Source organism: Kordiimonas lipolytica (assembly GCF_042651265.1).
GTDB lineage: Bacteria > Pseudomonadota > Alphaproteobacteria > Sphingomonadales > Kordiimonadaceae > Kordiimonas > Kordiimonas lipolytica.
In genome coordinates this window covers 128534-145397 of sequence record NZ_JBHSCR010000035.1, presented here as the reverse complement: position 1 = coordinate 145397, position 16864 = coordinate 128534, and the positions used below count along the sequence as shown (strand labels likewise).

Genomic DNA, 16864 nt, shown 5'->3' with positions numbered 1-16864 from the left:
GGGGGTGGCCACCCCCTGTTCAAAATCAAAGAGGCACGAAGATCATAACAAATCTTCGTGCCTCTCAATGTATAAGCCCCGGCAATGCCGGGGCTTTCTGTTTTCGGATCACAAATCCTTCTAGTGGGCCAGCATGGCCAACAGCAGAAGTGCAACGATGTTGGTGATCTTGATCATTGGGTTCACAGCTGGGCCAGCGGTATCCTTGTATGGATCGCCGACAGTATCGCCGGTTACTGCAGCCTTGTGAGCCTCAGAACCCTTACCGCCGTGATTACCGTCCTCAATGTACTTCTTGGCGTTATCCCATGCGCCACCACCGGCGGTCATGGACAGTGCCACAAAGAGGCCGCCAACGATCACGCCCAGAAGAAGGGCGCCAAGAGCTGCAAATGCAGCCGCCTGCCCTGCAATGGCATTGATCAGGAAATAGGTAATCACTGGTGCTGCAACTGGCAGCAGGCTTGGAATGATCATCTCCTTGATCGCTGCTTTAGTCAGCAGGTCAACGGAGCGTGCATAATCCGGCTTGGACGTACCTTCCATGATGCCAGGGTTGTTGCGGAACTGCTCGCGCACTTCCTCTACCACTGCACCACCGGCACGACCAACTGCCGTCATGCCCATTGCACCGAAGAGATACGGCAGCATAGCGCCCAGGAAGAGCCCTACAACCACATACGGGTTAGACAGGCCGAAATCGACCGTAACGTCCGAGAAGTATGTGTTGAGGTCAGCCGTGTAGGCACCGAACAGCACAAGCGCGGCAAGGCCTGCAGAACCGATAGCATAGCCCTTGGTTACAGCCTTGGTGGTGTTGCCCACGGCGTCAAGCGCATCAGTCCGGCCCCGAACTGTCTCGTCAAGACCAGCCATTTCGGCAATGCCGCCAGCGTTGTCGGTAACGGGGCCATAGGCGTCCAGAGCGACAACCATACCCGCAAGCGCCAACATCGCCGTTGCAGCAAAACCAAGGCCAAGGATGCCCGCCAGCTGGTAGGCAACGATGATGCCTGCACAGATCACCAGAGTTGGCAGCGCCGTGGACTCAAGGGAAATAGCAAGCCCCTGGATCACGTTGGTGCCGTGGCCGGTTTCGGATGACTTCGCGATCGACCGCACAGGACGATAATCCGTACCCGTATAATATTCTGTAATCCAGATGATCACCCCGGTCACGATAAGCCCGACCAGTCCGCAATAGTATAGGTCACGACCGGTGAAGGTGGCCGCGGAAGTCGTGAAAGTACGCTCCATGTCGCCGAGCGCCCAATCCATCGCGAACCACATTACAATCGCCGACAACACAGCCGTCACGATGAAGCCCTTATAAAGCGCACCCATGATGGACTGCGACTTACCCAGCTTCACGAAATAGGTGCCGATGATCGATGTCAGGATGCACCCGCCACCAATGATGAGCGGAAGCTGCATAATGTCTGCGGCACCCATCTTCAGGAAGAGTGCGGACAGCACCATGGTGGCACCGATAGTTACAACGTAAGTTTCAAAAAGGTCCGCTGCCATACCGGCACAGTCACCAACATTGTCCCCCACGTTATCTGCGATAACCGCTGGGTTCCGCGGATCGTCTTCCGGGATACCGGCTTCCACTTTACCAACCAGGTCAGCGCCCACATCGGCGCCTTTGGTAAAGATACCGCCACCCAGACGGGCGAAAATGGAAATCAATGACGCCCCAAAGCCGAGCGACACCAGAGCATCGATCACAGCACGGTCTGTGGCTTCAATACCAAGCGGCCCAATCAGGATATAATAATAGCCAGCGACCGCCAGAAGCGCGAGGCCCGCAACCAGCATGCCTGTTACAGCACCGGAGCGGAAAGCGATGGTCAGGCCGGCCTGCAGGCTGTTGCTCGCGGCCTCAGTGGTGCGCACGTTCGCCTTAACGGAAATCAGCATGCCGATGTAGCCTGCCACGCCAGATAGAATGGCGCCGATAAGGAAACCAGCTGCGGCCAGATGGCCGAGAGCCAGATACAGCCCAATCGCCACGACAACGCCAACCATGGCGATGGTGCGATACTGACGGTTGAGATATGCCTGAGCGCCAGCCTGGATGGCCCCGGCGATCTCCTGCATTTTCTCACTGCCTGCACTGGATGATAGAATAGACTGACGCGTTACAATGCCGTACAGAACGGCAGCAACGCCGCATGCAATCGCGGCGTACAATACTTCCATGGGAAACTCCCTCCCTTGAACCAAACCCAAGTAGTGTTGAGCTTATCGGGCAGAGATACTCCCCACATGTCCGCCCTGCTCATTCATTCTAGTAGACAAACCCCTAAAACTCCTGACAACAGGTTGGTCGGTAATTACCTTAGGAAGCATTTTCGATAGTTTCAACCATCTAAAAATGCAGAAGGCGCCGCAAAACCGCAGCGCCTTTCATATTTCCCGCTTTCCCGCCGTTTATTGCGACAGGCGCATGGTATTCAGAATAGAGATATTTTCCACAACACCCGGGCCGACAACTTCAGCAGCCTTTTTCTTCAGGACAGCTGCGACCTTGTCGTGGTCCAGCTGCAGTGGTGAGTCCTCGCGCATCAGGTCACTCTGGCTAATGGCAGAGATGAAGGCATGCTGCAACTGGGGCTGCGACCGTTTAACCAGTATCTGGTTCTCGTTGCCGTATACTTGTACGGCCAGATCAACAAAATAATTGCCAACAAACCGCGTTGTATTCTGGCTCTTGAGGTAGATTGGCACCGCAATGCGCTCAAACCCTATTGTCTGCATAGGGCCCTTGGGCTTTTTCTTTTCTACGACCTGTTCCTCACCTTCCGGGACCATGGTTTTGAAATAATAAAAGCCAAGACCGCCCCCGATTGCGATACCGCCTAAAAGCCCAAGAAGCAGAAACAATTTGCCCGAACTTGAGCCTGAATCCATCGACACGTCATCTTGCGACATTGACTAAACCCTCGGTCCTGTTATCGAAAATGTTGATATCCTTGATGGGCAGACTGCACCAGATTGCCTTCCGGATCAACAAGATGGCACTCATTGCCTGCCTCAATCACACCAATGCGCATAAGGGGAACATCGCAGTCCCTCGCAATCCGCACCAAATGCTCAGCCTGTTCGCGCGGCGCAGTGAACACCAGTTCATAATCATCCCCGCCCGAGTAAACACAGGGCCACAACGCGGAATCCCGGCCCACAAGTGTTGCAGCATCACCTGAAAGCGGCAGACAGACTTGGTCAACCCGAGCGCCAACTCCCGACGCAGCGCAGATATGCCCAAGGTCGGCCAGAAGGCCATCAGATACGTCGGCGCATGCACTCGCCACACCCCGCAGCATCTGCCCAAGGCCAACACGCGGCATGGGGCGCAGGTATCGATCCCTGAGGGCTGGGGCGCAATCCAGGTCGCCCTGCACCATCTTCAGCCCAAGAGCAGCATCGCCAAGGCTGCCGGAAACGTAAATGTCGTTACCAACGGTCGCACCGGACCGGGTAATCATTGTTCCGGACGGCAAGGAACCCATCGCTGTGATGCTGATCGTCACGCCGCTTCTGCTGGCTGTTGTGTCACCGCCCGCGAGGCGGACACCAAAAGCGTCCTGGCATGCCCGAAGCCCAGAAGCGAACTCCGCCACCCAGGCTTCCGGCCGGTCTGCAGGCAGGCTCAGCCCCAGAAAATAAAGGCTTGGTGCGGCCCCTTTGGCCGCGAGGTCCGACAAATTGACTGCCAGCGCTTTCCAGGCAATGTCCTGTGCCGGTTCGTCGCCAATAAAATGAACGCCTTCGACAATCAGGTCCTTCGTGACAATAAGGTCAGCCCCACCTGACACCGTTACACATGCGGCGTCATCCACCAGCCCCAGCCCCTCGGGCCCGGCCAGCGGTCGAAAATAGGTTGCGATAAGATCAAACTCTCCGGCCATTAGCTCTCCGCCTTCTGCCGGGGCACACGCTAGGTGCGTACGGCTTTGGCAAATTTGTCCAGCACGCCGTTCACGAAAGAGGCTTCTGTACGCTCATAGAAACCGTGCGCCACATCGACATATTCGTTGATGATCACCGCGGTCGGCACATCGGGGCGCGCAACAAGCTCGTACCCGCCGGCGCGGAAGATCGCGTGAATCAGCTTTTCAAGGCGGTCAAGCGGCCAATCGGATGACAGGCAACCTTTGAGCGTCTCGTCGATTTCCTCGCGGCGTTCCCACGCCCCAAGCACCACATCGCTAAACAGATTGGCGTCAGCGGCCACATACTGGTCGCCTTCAATTTCCTGGCCCAGCCGGTGATTGACATATTCTTCCACCACCATCTTGGCCTTTGGCTCGTCAGACATGTCCAGCTGGTAAAGGGCCTGAACGGCCGCAAGACGTGCTGCGCTGCGTGGGCCGCCAACCTTTGGTGTTCTTGATCCTGCGGACATTATTCTACTCCAAAACTCTGCTTCAGTCCGATCATGGCAAGTGCAGCTTGAGCCGCCCCTGCCCCTTTATTCTTCTGGTCGCGTTTCGCCCGCGCCCATGCCTGGTCCCAATCCTCAACGGTCAGAATGCCGTTACCGATGGCCAGATTTTCCCTGAGTGTCAGGTCCATCAAACCGCGCGCACTTTCACCGCAGACATAATCATAATGCGTGGTCTCACCGCGGATCACACAGCCGAGGGCAACATAGCCGTCGAAATGCGCCTTTTCGCCGGCATGGGCAAACTTGATTGCCGCCGGAATTTCCAGCGCTCCCGGCACGTCATAGCGGTCCCAGGTGCAATCAGCAGCCTCAATGGCTTCGATGGCGCCAGCCGCCAACTCGTCGGCGAGGTCCGCGTAAAATTTCGCTTCGACAATCAGAATATGAGGCTTCGCCATCTGTTTTATCCTTGGAAGGGCCGACAGGTCCGGGGACATGCGGCTAAATAATATCTTTGGCGCCAACTATTCGGCGTCGGGAATTTTCCGCTGTTCTACGATATCCAGGCCGTAGCCATCAAGACCAACATAGTGGTTCGGGCTGTTGGAATAGAGAATCATGTGACGAACGCCGATATCGAGCAGGATCTGCGAGCCCAGCCCGATATCCTTGAGCGCCCGCTCCTTGCCGTCTTCCTCTGGCGGCGTGCCTTCCAGCAACTGCGACGGACGAATGGCAATTTGTCCCGGGAACAAAACGACCACGCCTTGGCCGTCGTCCTCAATCGCATTCATGGCGCGCTGTAGCTGGCCGCTACGGGGATGGTCCATGCCCAGAAGGTCTTCAAACGGGTTGAGGGCATGCATCCGAACGGGTGTCGGTTTGCTCCCATCGATATCGCCCAGAACCAGCGCTACAGTCTCGCGCGTGTCAGCCGTGGAGCGATAAACCAGCACTTTCCACTTTTTGCCGCTCTGGCGGACAAAATCGCTTTCGGACGCCCGCTCCACCAACACATCATTCCTGAGGCGGTAAGCGATAAGGTCTCGGATCGTCGCAACCTTCAGGCCATGTTCCTTGGCAAAGGGGATCAGGTCCGGCAGGCGTGCCATGGTGCCGTCGTCCTTCATGATCTCACAGATCACGGCAGACGGGTTGAGGCCTGCAAGACGGGAAATATCGACAGATGCTTCCGTATGCCCTGCGCGCATCAGCACGCCACCATCCTGCGCCATCAGTGGGAACACATGGCCAGGCGTCGCAAGATCGTCTGCGCCCTTGGAGCTATCGATGGCAACGGAGATGGTATGCGCCCGGTCCGCCGCCGAAATACCGGTGGTGACACCTTGCTTGGCCTCAATGGATACAGTGAAGGCAGTCTGATTACGCGCCTGGTTGTTATTACTCATCTGCGGCAGCTTAAGCTCTTCGATGCGCTGACGCGTCATCGGCAGGCAAATCAGGCCGCGGCCATATTTGGCCATGAAATTGATCGCGTCAGGTGTCGCCATCTGCGCCGGGATGATCAAGTCACCTTCGTTTTCGCGGTCTTCATCGTCCACCAGGATGTACATGCGCCCGTTGCGCGCATCCTCAATGACATCTTCAATTGGTGACAGGAAACTCTCTGACACTGTCTTACCCTCTGCTTTGCAGGCGCGCTACATACCGCGCCAGAATATCAAACTCCACATTCACGGTGTCCCCAAGCTTGCTGTTCCTGAAGCTGGTAACCGCCTGTGTATGCGGGATCAAATTGATGGAGAAACGTGTTACACCGCCTTCGTCTGCGACCGCGTTGACTGTCAGCGAAGCGCCGTCGATGGTGATGCTTCCCTTCTGGGCTACGAACGTGCCGTGATCTGCCGGGATTGCAATCTCCATGACCACAGACTCACCCAACTCGTCAAAGCGCACAATCTGGCCTGTACAGTCCACGTGGCCGGTCACGATATGGCCGCCCAATTCGTCGCCCAATTTCAGGGAACGCTCAAGGTTGACTTCTGTGCCCTCAGCCCAGTCACCCAGGTTCGTGACCTTCAGCGTTTCGGCGGAAACGTCGACAGCAAACCAGCCATTGTCTTTATCCACCACCGTCAGGCAAACACCCGCGCAGGCAATGGAGGCGCCAATGTCCACTGAGGACATATCAAAGGCAGTTTCAAGCGTCACGCGTTTGTCTGCGCCGCCTTCAACGGCGCGAATGCGCCCTACATCTGTAACAATTCCGGTAAACATGCGCCTGAGTTACTCCGCCTTAACGTATGATGCAAGTATATCCGGCCCCAGATGCCGAATTGCATGAAGATTAAAATGGGGCGCATCCCCCAAGCTGGCAAGGCCAAGGGGTCCAATTGCCGGCCTTCCCTCTGCACCGATGGCTTTACCAGCGCAGAAATGCTCGACCCTGTCGGCAATTCCTGCTTTCAGAAAAGAGGCATGCACCTGCCCCCCACCTTCAACCAGTACCCTCGTGAGGCCGCGCCCTGCCAAAACAGCTGATACCTCTTCAAGATCACGGGTGTCATCAACCGCGACTGTATCCACGCCTTTTTCCTGAAGCGCCTTCTCTTTGGCAGCGTCCCGCACTTGATGGATAAGAATTGTACCGCGCACAGACGCCCATTCCGCCAACTTGTGCGATGGCGACAGCCTCAATCCGGTATCCAGCACGATAGGCACTGGCGAATGCAATTCCAATCCAGGCAACCGGCAATCCAACGAAGGATCGTCAGCTAGAACGGTACCTATCCCAACGAGGATGCCGTCATGGCGCGCGCGCAGCATATGGCCATACGCCCGCGCTTCTACCCCCGTTATCCACTTGCTTTCGCCGTTTTCAAGGGCGATCCGACCATCAAGGCTGCTGGCCATCTTCAGTGTGAACAGCGGCCTATTACGGCTGACACGCCAGAAAAACCCGCGGTTCAGTTCAGCCGCTTCTTTTTCACAAACCCCGTTCACAGTTTCGATACCGGCTTTGGCGAGAATGGCTATGCCCTTTCCCGAAACCCGCATATCGGGATCAGAAACCGCAATCACACAGCGGCTGATGCCCGCCGCAACCAAGGCCTCTGCACAGGGGCCGGTTTCACCGTGGTGGGCACAAGGCTCCAGTGTGACATAGGCTGTCGCGCCTTCTGCTGCGGCACCAGCCTGCGCCAGCGCCACAGTTTCAGCATGCGGCCGACCGCCCGGCTGGGTCCAGCCACGGCCAACAACCAAACCATCTTTTACCAGGATACAGCCAACAGCCGGATTGGGGGCAACATTACCAAGGCCACGCCGGGCAAGCCCAAGCGCAGCCTTCATATAGGATTGATCAAGTGATGCTGACGCCAATCAAGCCTCCCTATCAGGGTTCTTCGGAAAAGGCCTCGTCTTCCGTGCCAGTCATCTTGCCCAGGAATTTTTCAAAATCCGAGGCTTCGCGGAAGTTTCTGTATACGGACGCGTAACGCACATATGCGACTTGATCGAGGCTCTCGAGCCCTTCCATGACTAAACGACCAATTTCACCCGAATCAATCTCGTTCTCACCCATTGATTCGAGTCGGCGTACGATTCCATTGATCATCCGTTCAACCCGATCCGGATCAACCGGACGTTTGCGCAACGAGATATCAAGAGAGCGTTCGAGCTTGGCGCGCTCAAAGGGCACTCGCCGGCCAGTCTTTTTGATTACTGTCAGTTCACGCAGTTGAACACGCTCAAATGTAGTGAACCTTGCCCCACATGCTGGACAGAACCGCCGACGCCGGATCGCAGACTTGTCGTCTGTCGGACGGCTGTCCTTAACCTGAGTGTCTTCGTTTTGACAAAACGGACAACGCATAACGCCCCCTACTCCCCTGGAATCTTATTTTGGTCAGTGATGGTGTGGGGATAATGCACCCACACCATCTTGTGATCAAGCTTATCCGAGTTCACTATAGATTGGGAAGCGTGCACAAAGGGCAGCGACCTTATCGCGCGCTACGGCTTCTGCTGCATCGTTGTTTTCAGGGTTGGCAGCCAGACCATCGAGCACTTCCGTAATCATGTCAGCGATCTGCCCGAACTCTTCTTCACCGAAGCCGCGGGTCGTGCCCGCAGGCGTCCCCAGACGGATGCCTGAAGTGATAAACGGCTTCTCCGGATCAAACGGAACACCATTCTTGTTACAGGTCATGTGAGCGCGCTCAAGCGCCTCGTCAGCTGCCTTGCCCGTCAGCCCCTTCGGACGCAGGTCAACCAGCACAACGTGCGTATCGGTGCCACCAGAGACGATATCAAAGCCATTGGCTTTCAGTTTGTCAGCCAGAACTTTCGCATTCTTTACCACTTGCGCCGCGTATTCCTTGAATTCAGGGCGCAGCGCTTCACCGAACGCCACGGCCTTGGCAGCAATCACATGCATCAGCGGGCCGCCCTGCAGGCCAGGGAATACTGCAGAGTTGATCTTCTTGGAAATATCCTCACGGTTGGTAAGGATCATACCGCCACGTGGGCCACGCAGCGTTTTGTGGGTCGTTGTGGTTACAACATCAGCATACTCAAGCGGGTTCGGGTGCACACCGCCAGCCACAAGGCCGGCAAAGTGTGCCATATCGACCATCAACAGCGCGTCGACGCTGTCGGCGATCTCGCGGAAGCGCTTGAAGTCAATCACGCGTGGGTAGGCCGAGCCGCCAGCGATAATGATGCTTGGCTTGTGCTCAAGCGCCATTTCCGCAACCTGATCATAATCGATCTGCGCGTCTTCGCGGCGAACGCCATACTGAACTGCATTGAACCATTTACCGGAAAGCGCCGGGGCTGCGCCATGTGTCAGGTGGCCGCCGGCATCCAGGCTCATACCCATGATGGTGTCGCCTGGCTTTGCCAGCGCCAGCATCACCGCACCGTTCGCTTGCGCGCCAGAGTGTGGCTGCACGTTCACGAAGCCTGCATCAAACAGCTTCTTAGCACGTTCGATAGCAAGGTTTTCTGCCACATCCACGTGATGACAGCCCTGATAATAGCGGCGGCCAGGATACCCTTCCGCATATTTGTTGGTCAGAACAGAGCCTTGGACTTCAAGTACAGCACGGCTGACGATATTTTCAGAGGCGATCAGTTCAATCTGACCTTGCTGGCGCTCGAGTTCGCCAGTTACGGAATTCAAAAGTTCTGGATCGGTTTCGGACAGATGGGAAGTAAAGAAACCTGGTTGGGTAAAACTAGTCATCGTTGGTGGGCCCTTACGAATATAGATAAACAAGTATGTCGGGTTTAGCTTTATGCGCCCAGTTTGTCGACTCGCCTTTGGTGGCGGCCGCCTTCAAAGGCTGTATTCAGGAATGCATCGAGGCAGTCAATTGCGGTTTCAATACCGATAAGGCGAGAACCAAGCGCCAGTACGTTGGCGTCATTATGTTGGCGGCTAAGCTTGGCCATCAATCCGTTCTGGCAGAGTGCAGCCCGCACCGCGGGGTTCCTGTTGGCTGCGATGGATATTCCGATACCGGACCCACATACAAGCACACCCCGTCTTACCTTGCCTTCTGCGATCGCATCACCCATGGCTACGCCAAAATCTGGGTAATCAACAGAATCCGGGCCGTTTGTGCCCAAATCCAACACGTCAAAGCCGCGCTCAGTCAGCTCTTTTTTAAGGGACTCTTTCAGGTCAAAACCTGCGTGATCGCAAGCAATTGCAATTGTCTCGGATGCCATTGTACGCCTCATAGGTCAAAGGGGCTCGCAGCATAGAGCTGCGTCGGGAAAACGCGGCCTGATTATCATATAAAAGGCTGGAACCCAAGCGCGCATCAAGCGGCATGTATGAAATTCACTAATTATACAATTAAGCGGAAGTATTACTTGGCGGCATCATGGTTAACTGTTTATTAACAAATAAATTGTGAAAGAACAACCATTTGATGTTGTAATCACCAACAAAATGCGGCAATAAAAGCTCGAAAAACTTAAGAAATTGGAGCAACGAATTAATGTCGACTTTTGACACTCCAACCGATTCAGGCGAGCTGATGCTGGGTCTTGTGACAGATATTGTCGCAGCCTATGTCAGCAACAATACAGTTGATTCAGGTGATCTGCCCGAAGTTATCAAGACAGTGCATTCCACCCTTACGGGACTTGGTGGACAACCCGGCGCTAATGGCTCTAGCAGCCAGAAGCCGGCCGTACCGGTGAACAAGTCATACACCAATGACCATATTATCTGCCTTGAAGACGGCAAGAAACTTAAGATGCTGAAACGGTACCTGCGTACCCGCTATGGCATGACGCCGGAAGAGTATCGCGCGAAATGGGGCCTGCCAGTAGACTACCCCATGGTGGCACCAAATTACGCCGCCAAACGGTCTGAATTCGCCAAGAAAATCGGCCTTGGGAAGAAGCGTTAAGGGCAAGAAACGCTAGATCTGGCCTAGAAAAAACCAACAAAGGGGCAACCTATATGGTCAGCCCCTTTTTTTGTGCCTCTGCCTTTTTGGCGTCACGTTCCATCACATAGCGCAGCTTTCTGACCGCGATGGCCTCCAGCTCTTTCTGGCTGGCACGCGGATCGCCGACAATCTGCACCTCACGTCCCGTGCGCGTACAAACGGCACTGACGCGTATGGAGTTCCCAACACGGACAAATTCAACGATGACACTATCAGGCGAAGCCATCTGGCCTTCCCCTTCAGCCTACCTCGCGCTTGAGATGCAGGCGCCCCCAAACTTCGCTAAGAGCCGCCACCAGGGCTTCCATAACATTGTCGTCATGAAGCGGGCCTGGCGTAAAACGCAGGCGCTCAGTCCCCCGTGGGACCGTCGGGTAATTGATCGGTTGAACATAAATGCCAAATTCATTCAGCAAAATGTCTGAAACATCCTTGCACAACACCGGATCACCAATGAACACCGGCACGATGTGGCTTTCGCTGTCCATCACCGGCAGGTTGGCGTCTTTCAACAGTGCCTTCAGTTTCGCAGCCCGTTCCTGATGCTGCTCACGCTCTGCATTGCTGGCCTTCAGGTGGCGAATACTCGCCAAGGCGCCAGCCGCCAAAACAGGGCTCAGCGCTGTGGTGAAAATAAAGCCCGAAGCATAGCTACGAACAACATCCACGAGTGCCTTGGAGGCAGTGATATAGCCACCCATCACACCAAACGCCTTGCCAAGCGTGCCTTCGATGATGGTTAGCCGCTCGGCAACACCGTCACGCTCAGACACACCGCCGCCGCGCTTGCCATAAAGGCCCACGGCATGCACTTCGTCCAGATAGGTCATGGCGCCGTATTTGTCCGCCAAGTCGCAGATCCTGCCAATCGGCGCGATGTCACCGTCCATGGAATAGACGGATTCAAAAGCTATCAACTTCGGCGCAGACGGGTCGCTTGCTGCCAGAAGTTCTTCGAGATGCTCAAGGTCATTATGACGGAAGATATGTTTCTTCGCGCCACTGTTCCTGATGCCCTGGATCATGGATGCATGGTTCATCTCGTCAGAATAAACAATGCAGCCCGGCAGCAGCTTGGCTACCGTCGACAGGGTCGCTTCATTGGAAATATAGCCAGAGGTAAAGAGAAGCGCGGCTTCCTTGCCGTGCAAGTCCGCAAGCTCTTCCTCAAGCAGAACATGGTAATGGTTTGTGCCTGCGATGTTGCGTGTGCCGCCTGCACCTGCGCCTGTCTCATCAAGCGCCTTGTGCATGGCGCCGATCACAGTTTCATGCTGCCCCATGCCGAGATAGTCGTTCGAGCACCAAACGGTGATCGCCCGGGCATTATCTCCGGCATCGTGGCGTACCGCCCTTGGGAAATTGCCGCGCTCGCGCGAGATGTCAGCAAAGACGCGGTAGCGTCCTTCCTGGCGTACGGCTTCAATCGCGTCAGCAAAGATCTTTTTATAATCCATCAGGCAGTCCATTCGCTTGCAGCTATCCGAATTGTATCGGCGCGCTCTTCTTAACGCAATGCTGCGCTTAACGTCCAGCGTCGAAAATGTCGCACCTGCATATAAAAATAGACTGGCCCGAATGCAAGGCCAGTCTTTTTTGCCTGGTCCGACGCTCTATAGACCGAAGTGTAGCTTGTCAGACCAGTAGCGTTCAAGGTTGCGCAGGTTTTTCCGCAAATTTTTCAACTCATCATGGTTGATCAGGTCGTCCTGCATCAGCTCGTCAAGGTGCTGCTTGTAGAGATCATCGATCAGTTTCCGGATCTCATACCCTTTATCGGTCAGCGAAATGCGGACCGCGCGACGGTCATAATCCGACCGTTCATGGCGCAGATATCCCATTTCCACCAGCTTTTTAAGGTTATAGGAAACATTGGAACCCTGATAATAACCGCGAGTCTTCAGTTCACCGGCAGTCATTTCATTCTCACCGATATTATGAAGAAGCAAGGCCTGAACAGGGTTCAGGTCGTTGCAGCCGATATGCTCCATATGGTTCTTCAAAACATCAAGAAGTCGCCTGTGAAGACGCTCAACAAGGCTCAGAATGTCGAGAAATAGGAACTTTGGATCGTTAAAATCGTAACCGCTCATTGTATTTGCCTGACTTTTCGAGAAGATTTTTAGTGAATCTTGACTAAAAACAATCTGCTCTACAAGTCCTAACGGATTATTAATGCTAAAATTTGAAGTATTTTAAGGACGAATGGCCACCCCATGCGACAAATTACACCAAATTTACAGCAAGCCGTGACAAACAGAAGTTAGCGTGCCTAAGATGCGCGAAAATTTCAGCAAGGATCGCTTTATGACTGCCCGTTTTCCTTCCACTCGTCTCCGCCGCCCCCGCGCCACAGATTGGTCCCGCCGCATGGTACGGGAGAACCATCTGTCAGTGGACGACCTGATTTGGCCGATATTTATCCGTGAAGGGAAAGACGTGATAGAACCGGTGGCATCCATGCCCGGCGTGAACCGCCTGTCTGTTGATGCGGCAGTGAATGCGGCCAAGGAAGCAGCCAACATGGGCATTCCCTGTATCGCACTGTTCCCGAACACGCCAACGGGCAAGCGCGATGAACGGGGTGACGAAGCCCTCAACCCAGACAATCTGATCAACACGGCTATGCGCGCCATCAAGGACGCCGTGCCGGAAATTGGCCTAATGGCCGATGTGGCGCTAGACCCCTATACCAGCCACGGCCAGGACGGGCTTGTGGAAGACGGCGTTATCCTGAATGACGAAACAGTGGGCATTCTGGTCCAGCAAGCGGTGGTCCAGGCTGAAGCCGGGGCTGACATCATTGCGCCTTCCGACATGATGGATGGCCGTGTCGGTGCAATTCGCGGCGAATTGGACAAAGCTGGTTTCCAGCAAGTGCAGATCATGGCCTACAGCGCCAAATATGCGTCTGCTTTCTATGGGCCGTTCCGAGATGCCGTTGGCAGCAAGGGGGCCCTGAAGGGCGACAAGAAAACCTACCAGATGGACCCAGCCAACCGCGCCGAGGCCCTTCGGGAGGTTGAACAGGATATCCTTGAAGGCGCCGACAGCGTGATGGTCAAACCCGGCATGCCGTACCTTGATATCGTGCGCGATGTGAAAGACATTTTCGGCGTCCCCACATATGCCTATCAAGTATCGGGTGAATACGCGATGCTGATGGCCGCGGCCCAGAATGGTTGGTTGGATCAGGACGCGGTGATGATGGAATCGCTGCTGGCCTTCAAACGCGCAGGCGCCAATGGCATTCTGACCTATTTCGCGCCCATGGCGGCGAAACTATTGCAGGACTAGCGAAGGCTATTCCTGCTCTGCTTCTTCGCTCGCCGCGTCCGCTGGTTTTGGGAATTCGACCATCATATAGGTCAAATTCTGCCTATCCGTGCCCTTTTGCCAGCGTACACCGAAAGCGTCAGGTTCGTAAAATATTGGGATTTCCATACCGCTGTCCTTACGACTGCGACAAGTACGGCTGATATCCCTGAGCGCGCCATCGCCAAACCCCCGGAAAGACTGATCCGCCAGTTTCGCACCATCAACCCAGGCCAGGTCTGCGGTTTCGTTACAGGTCGCACTCAATCCAATCCACATGGCGCTTGTTCGCATCATTGGAAAATTCAGCAACAGGAAATAATGGGTCTCCACATCCTTGATGGTGGCGAGCTGCCCTTCCCTGCCTTCGTAAAGATACCCGCGAACCATGCGCTTTGCATGGCGCCAGGTGTGGGGTGGCTTGCCATAGAATTCGAATACTTGGAAATAGCTGCCTGAGGTTTCGTTCAGGTGAACTTCTCCAATGGGGCGGGCCACAGCCGTGCCTGTATCGTCAATGCCTTGAAAAAGCATCATCATCACAGCAAGTGTTGCACCAATCCCAGACATAGGCCCTCCTTGTTCAAAGACGCACCTTCTGTGCCATACTATTATAGCAAATGAAACGCTGTATGACAGATGAACGACTTAATCGTCGTCCCGAACTGGTCGTGACAGCGACTTGATGATGCCGCGCATGGTATGGACTTCCTGGCGCGAAAACGCAGCATTCTGCACCAGATTGCGAAGCGTACGACGCAAGGGATTCCTGCGGCCTTCGGACCGGAAATAACCCTTTTTCTCAAGCTCTCTTTCCATGTGCTCCATCAGGCCCAACAGTTCATCTTTGTTGGCCAGCGGGTCTTCATGGGCGGATTGATAAGCCGGGGTTTGGTCGGCAAATGTATGGAACTCATAGGCTGCCAGTATCACGGCCTGCGCCAGGTTGAGACTGCCGAATTCCGGGTTGACCGGCACAGTCAGTACCGTATCTGCCAACACAACGTCATCATTGGTGAGGCCTGAGCGCTCTGGCCCGAATAGAATTGCGGATTTGGCGCCTTCCTTGATCTGGCTGTGCATCTGGGCCGCCATCTCACGCGGAGTAACCACCGGCTTCGGCATATCGCGGTCACGCACTGTTGCTGCATACACATGATTGCAGTCAGAAACAGCGTCTTCGACCGTGTCATAGACCTTCGCCTGATCCAGAATGATATCCGCACCGGCGGCGGCAGGGCCTGCAGCTGGGTTGGGCCACCCGTCACGCGGAGCCACCAGGCGCATTTCCGTCAGGCCGAAATTGAGCATCGCACGCGCTGCCTTGCCGATATTCTCACCAAGCTGTGGCCGTACCAGAATGATGGCAGGTTGTTGTGTCACCTCAGGCATCAGTCAGCCTTGCGCCATTTCACGCCGTCCGGGCCCACTTCGATCACCAGGCCCAGGGCCGCGGCTTCATCACGAAGGGCATCCGCAGTCGCGAAATCCTTGGCTGCACGGGCTTCGTTATATTTGGCGGTATTCGCCTCGATCCATGCAGTTTGCTCATCAGAGAAGCTCTGGAACCAGTCGCTCGGCTCCTGCATCAGAAGGCCCATGAACTGGGCGCCCGCCTTCAGCTCGGCTGCGGTCTCAGGTGCGGCAAGTGCATCAAGGGCCGCGATCGCCTTCGGCGTATTCAGATCATCCGCGAGCGCATCGATCACGCTTGAAGGCACATCAGAGGCAGCCTCAACACCGTCTGTCAGGCGGTACCAACGGTCCAGGCGGCGCTTTTGCTCGCGCGTGCTATCGAGCGAGAAATCAACCGGCTGGCGGTAATGGGCCGTCAACAGGCTAAGGCGCAATGCCTCGCCCGGAAACTCTGCCACAAGGTCATGCACCGTATGGAAGTTACCCAAAGACTTGGACATCTTCTCACCGTCCACCGTGAGGTAGCCGTTATGCATCCAATAGTTCACGAACTGTTTGCCGTGCGAGCATTCGCTTTGCGCAATCTCATTTTCATGGTGCGGGAAAATCAGGTCCTGCCCGCCGCCATGGATATCTATCGTTTCACCCAGATGCTTTTCGATCATGCAGGAGCACTCAAGGTGCCAGCCCGGACGACCGCGCCCCCATGGGCTGCCCCAACCGGGTTGATCTTCCGAGGACGGCTTCCACATCACGAAATCTGCTGGATCGCGCTTGTAGGGCGCTACTTCCACACGGGCGCCGGCCACCAGTTCGTCCCGGCTATGGCGCGAAAGACGGCCATAATTTTCCATGGACGGCACGTTGAACATCACGTGGCCTTCCGCCTCATAGGCGTGACCGTCCTCGATCAGCTTACGCATCATCTTGATCATTTCAGGAAGGTGCTCGGTCGCCTTTGGCTGGATCGTAGGGTCCAGCGCGCCCATCATGCGCATGTCTTCCTGATATATTTTGGCGTATTTGGCTGACACGGCCTTGATCGACGTACCGTCCTTGACCGCCCGCTCCATGATCTTGTCGTCAATATCGGTGATATTACGGGCATAGGTCACATGGTCATCGCCATAAACGTGCCGAAGCAGGCGGAACAGCATGTCGAACACCACCACAGGGCGGGCGTTGCCGATGTGGGCATAGTCATAGACCGTGGGCCCACACACATACATGCGGACGTTTTGCGGATCAATGGGCCTAAAAACCTGTTTCTCGCGCGCCAGCGTGTTGTAGACCCGTATCTCGGTCACAG

19 protein-coding genes are annotated in these 16864 nt (G+C 55.3%); 2 read left to right on the top strand and 17 right to left on the bottom strand.

Annotated elements, in window-relative coordinates:
- Nucleotides 1–120 precede the first annotated feature (120 nt).
- The 11 genes from ACFO5Q_RS18005 to rpiB all read right to left on the bottom strand — a co-directional run bounded on the left by ACFO5Q_RS18005 (nucleotide 121) and on the right by rpiB (nucleotide 10090).
- On the bottom strand, nucleotides 121–2205 hold the full coding sequence (locus ACFO5Q_RS18005) for a sodium-translocating pyrophosphatase (protein ID WP_068145156.1): 2085 nt from the start codon (nucleotides 2203–2205) through the stop codon (nucleotides 121–123).
- A 231-nt stretch (nucleotides 2206–2436) separates the two neighbouring features.
- Nucleotides 2437–2937 (bottom strand): hypothetical protein, encoded by a 501-nt coding sequence (locus ACFO5Q_RS18000; RefSeq protein WP_068145154.1) that lies wholly within the window; start codon nucleotides 2935–2937, stop codon nucleotides 2437–2439.
- Between the two features lie 20 nt (nucleotides 2938–2957).
- Nucleotides 2958–3914, bottom strand: coding sequence for a thiamine-phosphate kinase (gene thiL, locus ACFO5Q_RS17995; RefSeq protein WP_068145150.1), 957 nt, complete (start codon nucleotides 3912–3914; stop codon nucleotides 2958–2960).
- Nucleotides 3915–3943: 29 nt separating this feature from the next.
- Nucleotides 3944–4411 carry a transcription antitermination factor NusB gene (gene nusB, locus ACFO5Q_RS17990; protein WP_068145148.1) on the bottom strand — a complete coding sequence of 156 codons (468 nt, stop codon included), beginning with the start codon at nucleotides 4409–4411 and terminating at the stop codon, nucleotides 3944–3946.
- Nucleotides 4411–4851: a 6,7-dimethyl-8-ribityllumazine synthase gene (locus ACFO5Q_RS17985; protein WP_068145145.1), complete on the bottom strand. Its 441-nt coding sequence runs from the start codon at nucleotides 4849–4851 to the stop codon at nucleotides 4411–4413. Before ACFO5Q_RS17985 ends, nusB begins: the two co-directional genes overlap by 1 nt.
- A 66-nt stretch (nucleotides 4852–4917) precedes the next feature.
- Nucleotides 4918–6027 (bottom strand): 3,4-dihydroxy-2-butanone-4-phosphate synthase, encoded by a 1110-nt coding sequence (ribB, locus tag ACFO5Q_RS17980; RefSeq protein ID WP_068145143.1) that lies wholly within the window; start codon nucleotides 6025–6027, stop codon nucleotides 4918–4920.
- A 4-nt stretch (nucleotides 6028–6031) separates the two neighbouring features.
- Nucleotides 6032–6631 carry a riboflavin synthase gene (locus ACFO5Q_RS17975; RefSeq protein ID WP_068145141.1) on the bottom strand — a complete coding sequence of 200 codons (600 nt, stop codon included), beginning with the start codon at nucleotides 6629–6631 and terminating at the stop codon, nucleotides 6032–6034.
- Between the two features lie 9 nt (nucleotides 6632–6640).
- Complete coding sequence (ribD, locus tag ACFO5Q_RS17970; RefSeq protein WP_197420962.1) at nucleotides 6641–7735, bottom strand: bifunctional diaminohydroxyphosphoribosylaminopyrimidine deaminase/5-amino-6-(5-phosphoribosylamino)uracil reductase RibD; 1095 nt, start codon at nucleotides 7733–7735, stop codon at nucleotides 6641–6643.
- Nucleotides 7736–7748: 13 nt separating this feature from the next.
- Nucleotides 7749–8228: a transcriptional regulator NrdR gene (gene nrdR / locus ACFO5Q_RS17965; protein WP_068145138.1), complete on the bottom strand. Its 480-nt coding sequence runs from the start codon at nucleotides 8226–8228 to the stop codon at nucleotides 7749–7751.
- 81 nt (nucleotides 8229–8309) lie between these two features.
- Nucleotides 8310–9602, bottom strand: coding sequence for a serine hydroxymethyltransferase (glyA, locus tag ACFO5Q_RS17960; RefSeq protein ID WP_068145135.1), 1293 nt, complete (start codon nucleotides 9600–9602; stop codon nucleotides 8310–8312).
- Between the two features lie 50 nt (nucleotides 9603–9652).
- The gene (gene rpiB, locus ACFO5Q_RS17955; RefSeq protein WP_068145132.1) at nucleotides 9653–10090 is read right to left on the bottom strand and encodes a ribose 5-phosphate isomerase B; all 438 of its coding nucleotides are present in this window, start codon (nucleotides 10088–10090) and stop codon (nucleotides 9653–9655) included.
- Between the two features lie 275 nt (nucleotides 10091–10365).
- Between rpiB and ACFO5Q_RS17950 the strand changes: the two genes are divergently transcribed.
- Nucleotides 10366–10782 carry a MucR family transcriptional regulator gene (locus tag ACFO5Q_RS17950; protein ID WP_068145129.1) on the top strand — a complete coding sequence of 139 codons (417 nt, stop codon included), beginning with the start codon at nucleotides 10366–10368 and terminating at the stop codon, nucleotides 10780–10782.
- A gap of 49 nt (nucleotides 10783–10831) precedes the next feature.
- Here ACFO5Q_RS17950 and ACFO5Q_RS17945 read toward each other — a convergent pair whose 3' ends face one another.
- The 3 genes from ACFO5Q_RS17945 to ACFO5Q_RS17935 form a co-directional block, all read right to left on the bottom strand.
- A complete protein-coding gene (locus ACFO5Q_RS17945) occupies nucleotides 10832–11050 on the bottom strand; it encodes a DUF6898 family protein (RefSeq protein WP_068145127.1) in 219 nt (72 codons plus the stop codon).
- Nucleotides 11051–11063: 13 nt separating this feature from the next.
- Nucleotides 11064–12281 (bottom strand): 5-aminolevulinate synthase, encoded by a 1218-nt coding sequence (gene hemA / locus ACFO5Q_RS17940; protein ID WP_068145177.1) that lies wholly within the window; start codon nucleotides 12279–12281, stop codon nucleotides 11064–11066.
- A gap of 156 nt (nucleotides 12282–12437) precedes the next feature.
- Nucleotides 12438–12917, bottom strand: coding sequence for a MarR family winged helix-turn-helix transcriptional regulator (locus ACFO5Q_RS17935; protein ID WP_068145123.1), 480 nt, complete (start codon nucleotides 12915–12917; stop codon nucleotides 12438–12440).
- Between the two features lie 214 nt (nucleotides 12918–13131).
- On the opposite strand from ACFO5Q_RS17935, the gene hemB reads away from it, so the two are divergent.
- Nucleotides 13132–14121: a porphobilinogen synthase gene (gene hemB / locus ACFO5Q_RS17930; RefSeq protein WP_197420961.1), complete on the top strand. Its 990-nt coding sequence runs from the start codon at nucleotides 13132–13134 to the stop codon at nucleotides 14119–14121.
- A gap of 6 nt (nucleotides 14122–14127) precedes the next feature.
- On the opposite strand, the gene ACFO5Q_RS17925 is transcribed toward hemB, so the two are convergent.
- The 3 genes from ACFO5Q_RS17925 to cysS all read right to left on the bottom strand — a co-directional run bounded on the left by ACFO5Q_RS17925 (nucleotide 14128) and on the right by cysS (nucleotide 16862).
- Entirely contained in the window at nucleotides 14128–14709 is a 582-nt protein-coding gene (locus ACFO5Q_RS17925) for a C-type lectin domain-containing protein (protein ID WP_068145116.1), read from the bottom strand.
- A 78-nt stretch (nucleotides 14710–14787) separates the two neighbouring features.
- The gene (locus ACFO5Q_RS17920; protein WP_068145115.1) at nucleotides 14788–15531 is read right to left on the bottom strand and encodes an RNA methyltransferase; all 744 of its coding nucleotides are present in this window, start codon (nucleotides 15529–15531) and stop codon (nucleotides 14788–14790) included.
- On the bottom strand, nucleotides 15531–16862 hold the full coding sequence (cysS, locus tag ACFO5Q_RS17915) for a cysteine--tRNA ligase (protein ID WP_068145111.1): 1332 nt from the start codon (nucleotides 16860–16862) through the stop codon (nucleotides 15531–15533). The genes ACFO5Q_RS17920 and cysS overlap by 1 nt, the downstream gene beginning before the upstream one ends.
- Between the last annotated feature and the right edge of the window lie 2 nt (nucleotides 16863–16864).

Coding starts and splice junctions, on each gene's coding strand:
- ACFO5Q_RS18005 (WP_068145156.1), bottom strand. CDS start 2,205: ATGGAAGTATTGTACGCCGCGATTGCATGCGGCGTTGCTGCCGTTCTG.
- ACFO5Q_RS18000 (WP_068145154.1), bottom strand. CDS start 2,937: ATGTCGCAAGATGACGTGTCGATGGATTCAGGCTCAAGTTCGGGCAAA.
- thiL (WP_068145150.1), bottom strand. CDS start 3,914: ATGGCCGGAGAGTTTGATCTTATCGCAACCTATTTTCGACCGCTGGCC.
- nusB (WP_068145148.1), bottom strand. CDS start 4,411: ATGTCCGCAGGATCAAGAACACCAAAGGTTGGCGGCCCACGCAGCGCA.
- ACFO5Q_RS17985 (WP_068145145.1), bottom strand. CDS start 4,851: ATGGCGAAGCCTCATATTCTGATTGTCGAAGCGAAATTTTACGCGGAC.
- ACFO5Q_RS17975 (WP_068145141.1), bottom strand. CDS start 6,631: ATGTTTACCGGAATTGTTACAGATGTAGGGCGCATTCGCGCCGTTGAA.
- nrdR (WP_068145138.1), bottom strand. CDS start 8,228: ATGCGTTGTCCGTTTTGTCAAAACGAAGACACTCAGGTTAAGGACAGC.
- glyA (WP_068145135.1), bottom strand. CDS start 9,602: ATGACTAGTTTTACCCAACCAGGTTTCTTTACTTCCCATCTGTCCGAA.
- rpiB (WP_068145132.1), bottom strand. CDS start 10,090: ATGGCATCCGAGACAATTGCAATTGCTTGCGATCACGCAGGTTTTGAC.
- ACFO5Q_RS17950 (WP_068145129.1), top strand. CDS start 10,366: ATGTCGACTTTTGACACTCCAACCGATTCAGGCGAGCTGATGCTGGGT.
- ACFO5Q_RS17945 (WP_068145127.1), bottom strand. CDS start 11,050: ATGGCTTCGCCTGATAGTGTCATCGTTGAATTTGTCCGTGTTGGGAAC.
- hemA (WP_068145177.1), bottom strand. CDS start 12,281: ATGGATTATAAAAAGATCTTTGCTGACGCGATTGAAGCCGTACGCCAG.
- ACFO5Q_RS17935 (WP_068145123.1), bottom strand. CDS start 12,917: ATGAGCGGTTACGATTTTAACGATCCAAAGTTCCTATTTCTCGACATT.
- hemB (WP_197420961.1), top strand. CDS start 13,132: ATGACTGCCCGTTTTCCTTCCACTCGTCTCCGCCGCCCCCGCGCCACA.
- ACFO5Q_RS17925 (WP_068145116.1), bottom strand. CDS start 14,709: ATGTCTGGGATTGGTGCAACACTTGCTGTGATGATGATGCTTTTTCAA.
- ACFO5Q_RS17920 (WP_068145115.1), bottom strand. CDS start 15,531: ATGCCTGAGGTGACACAACAACCTGCCATCATTCTGGTACGGCCACAG.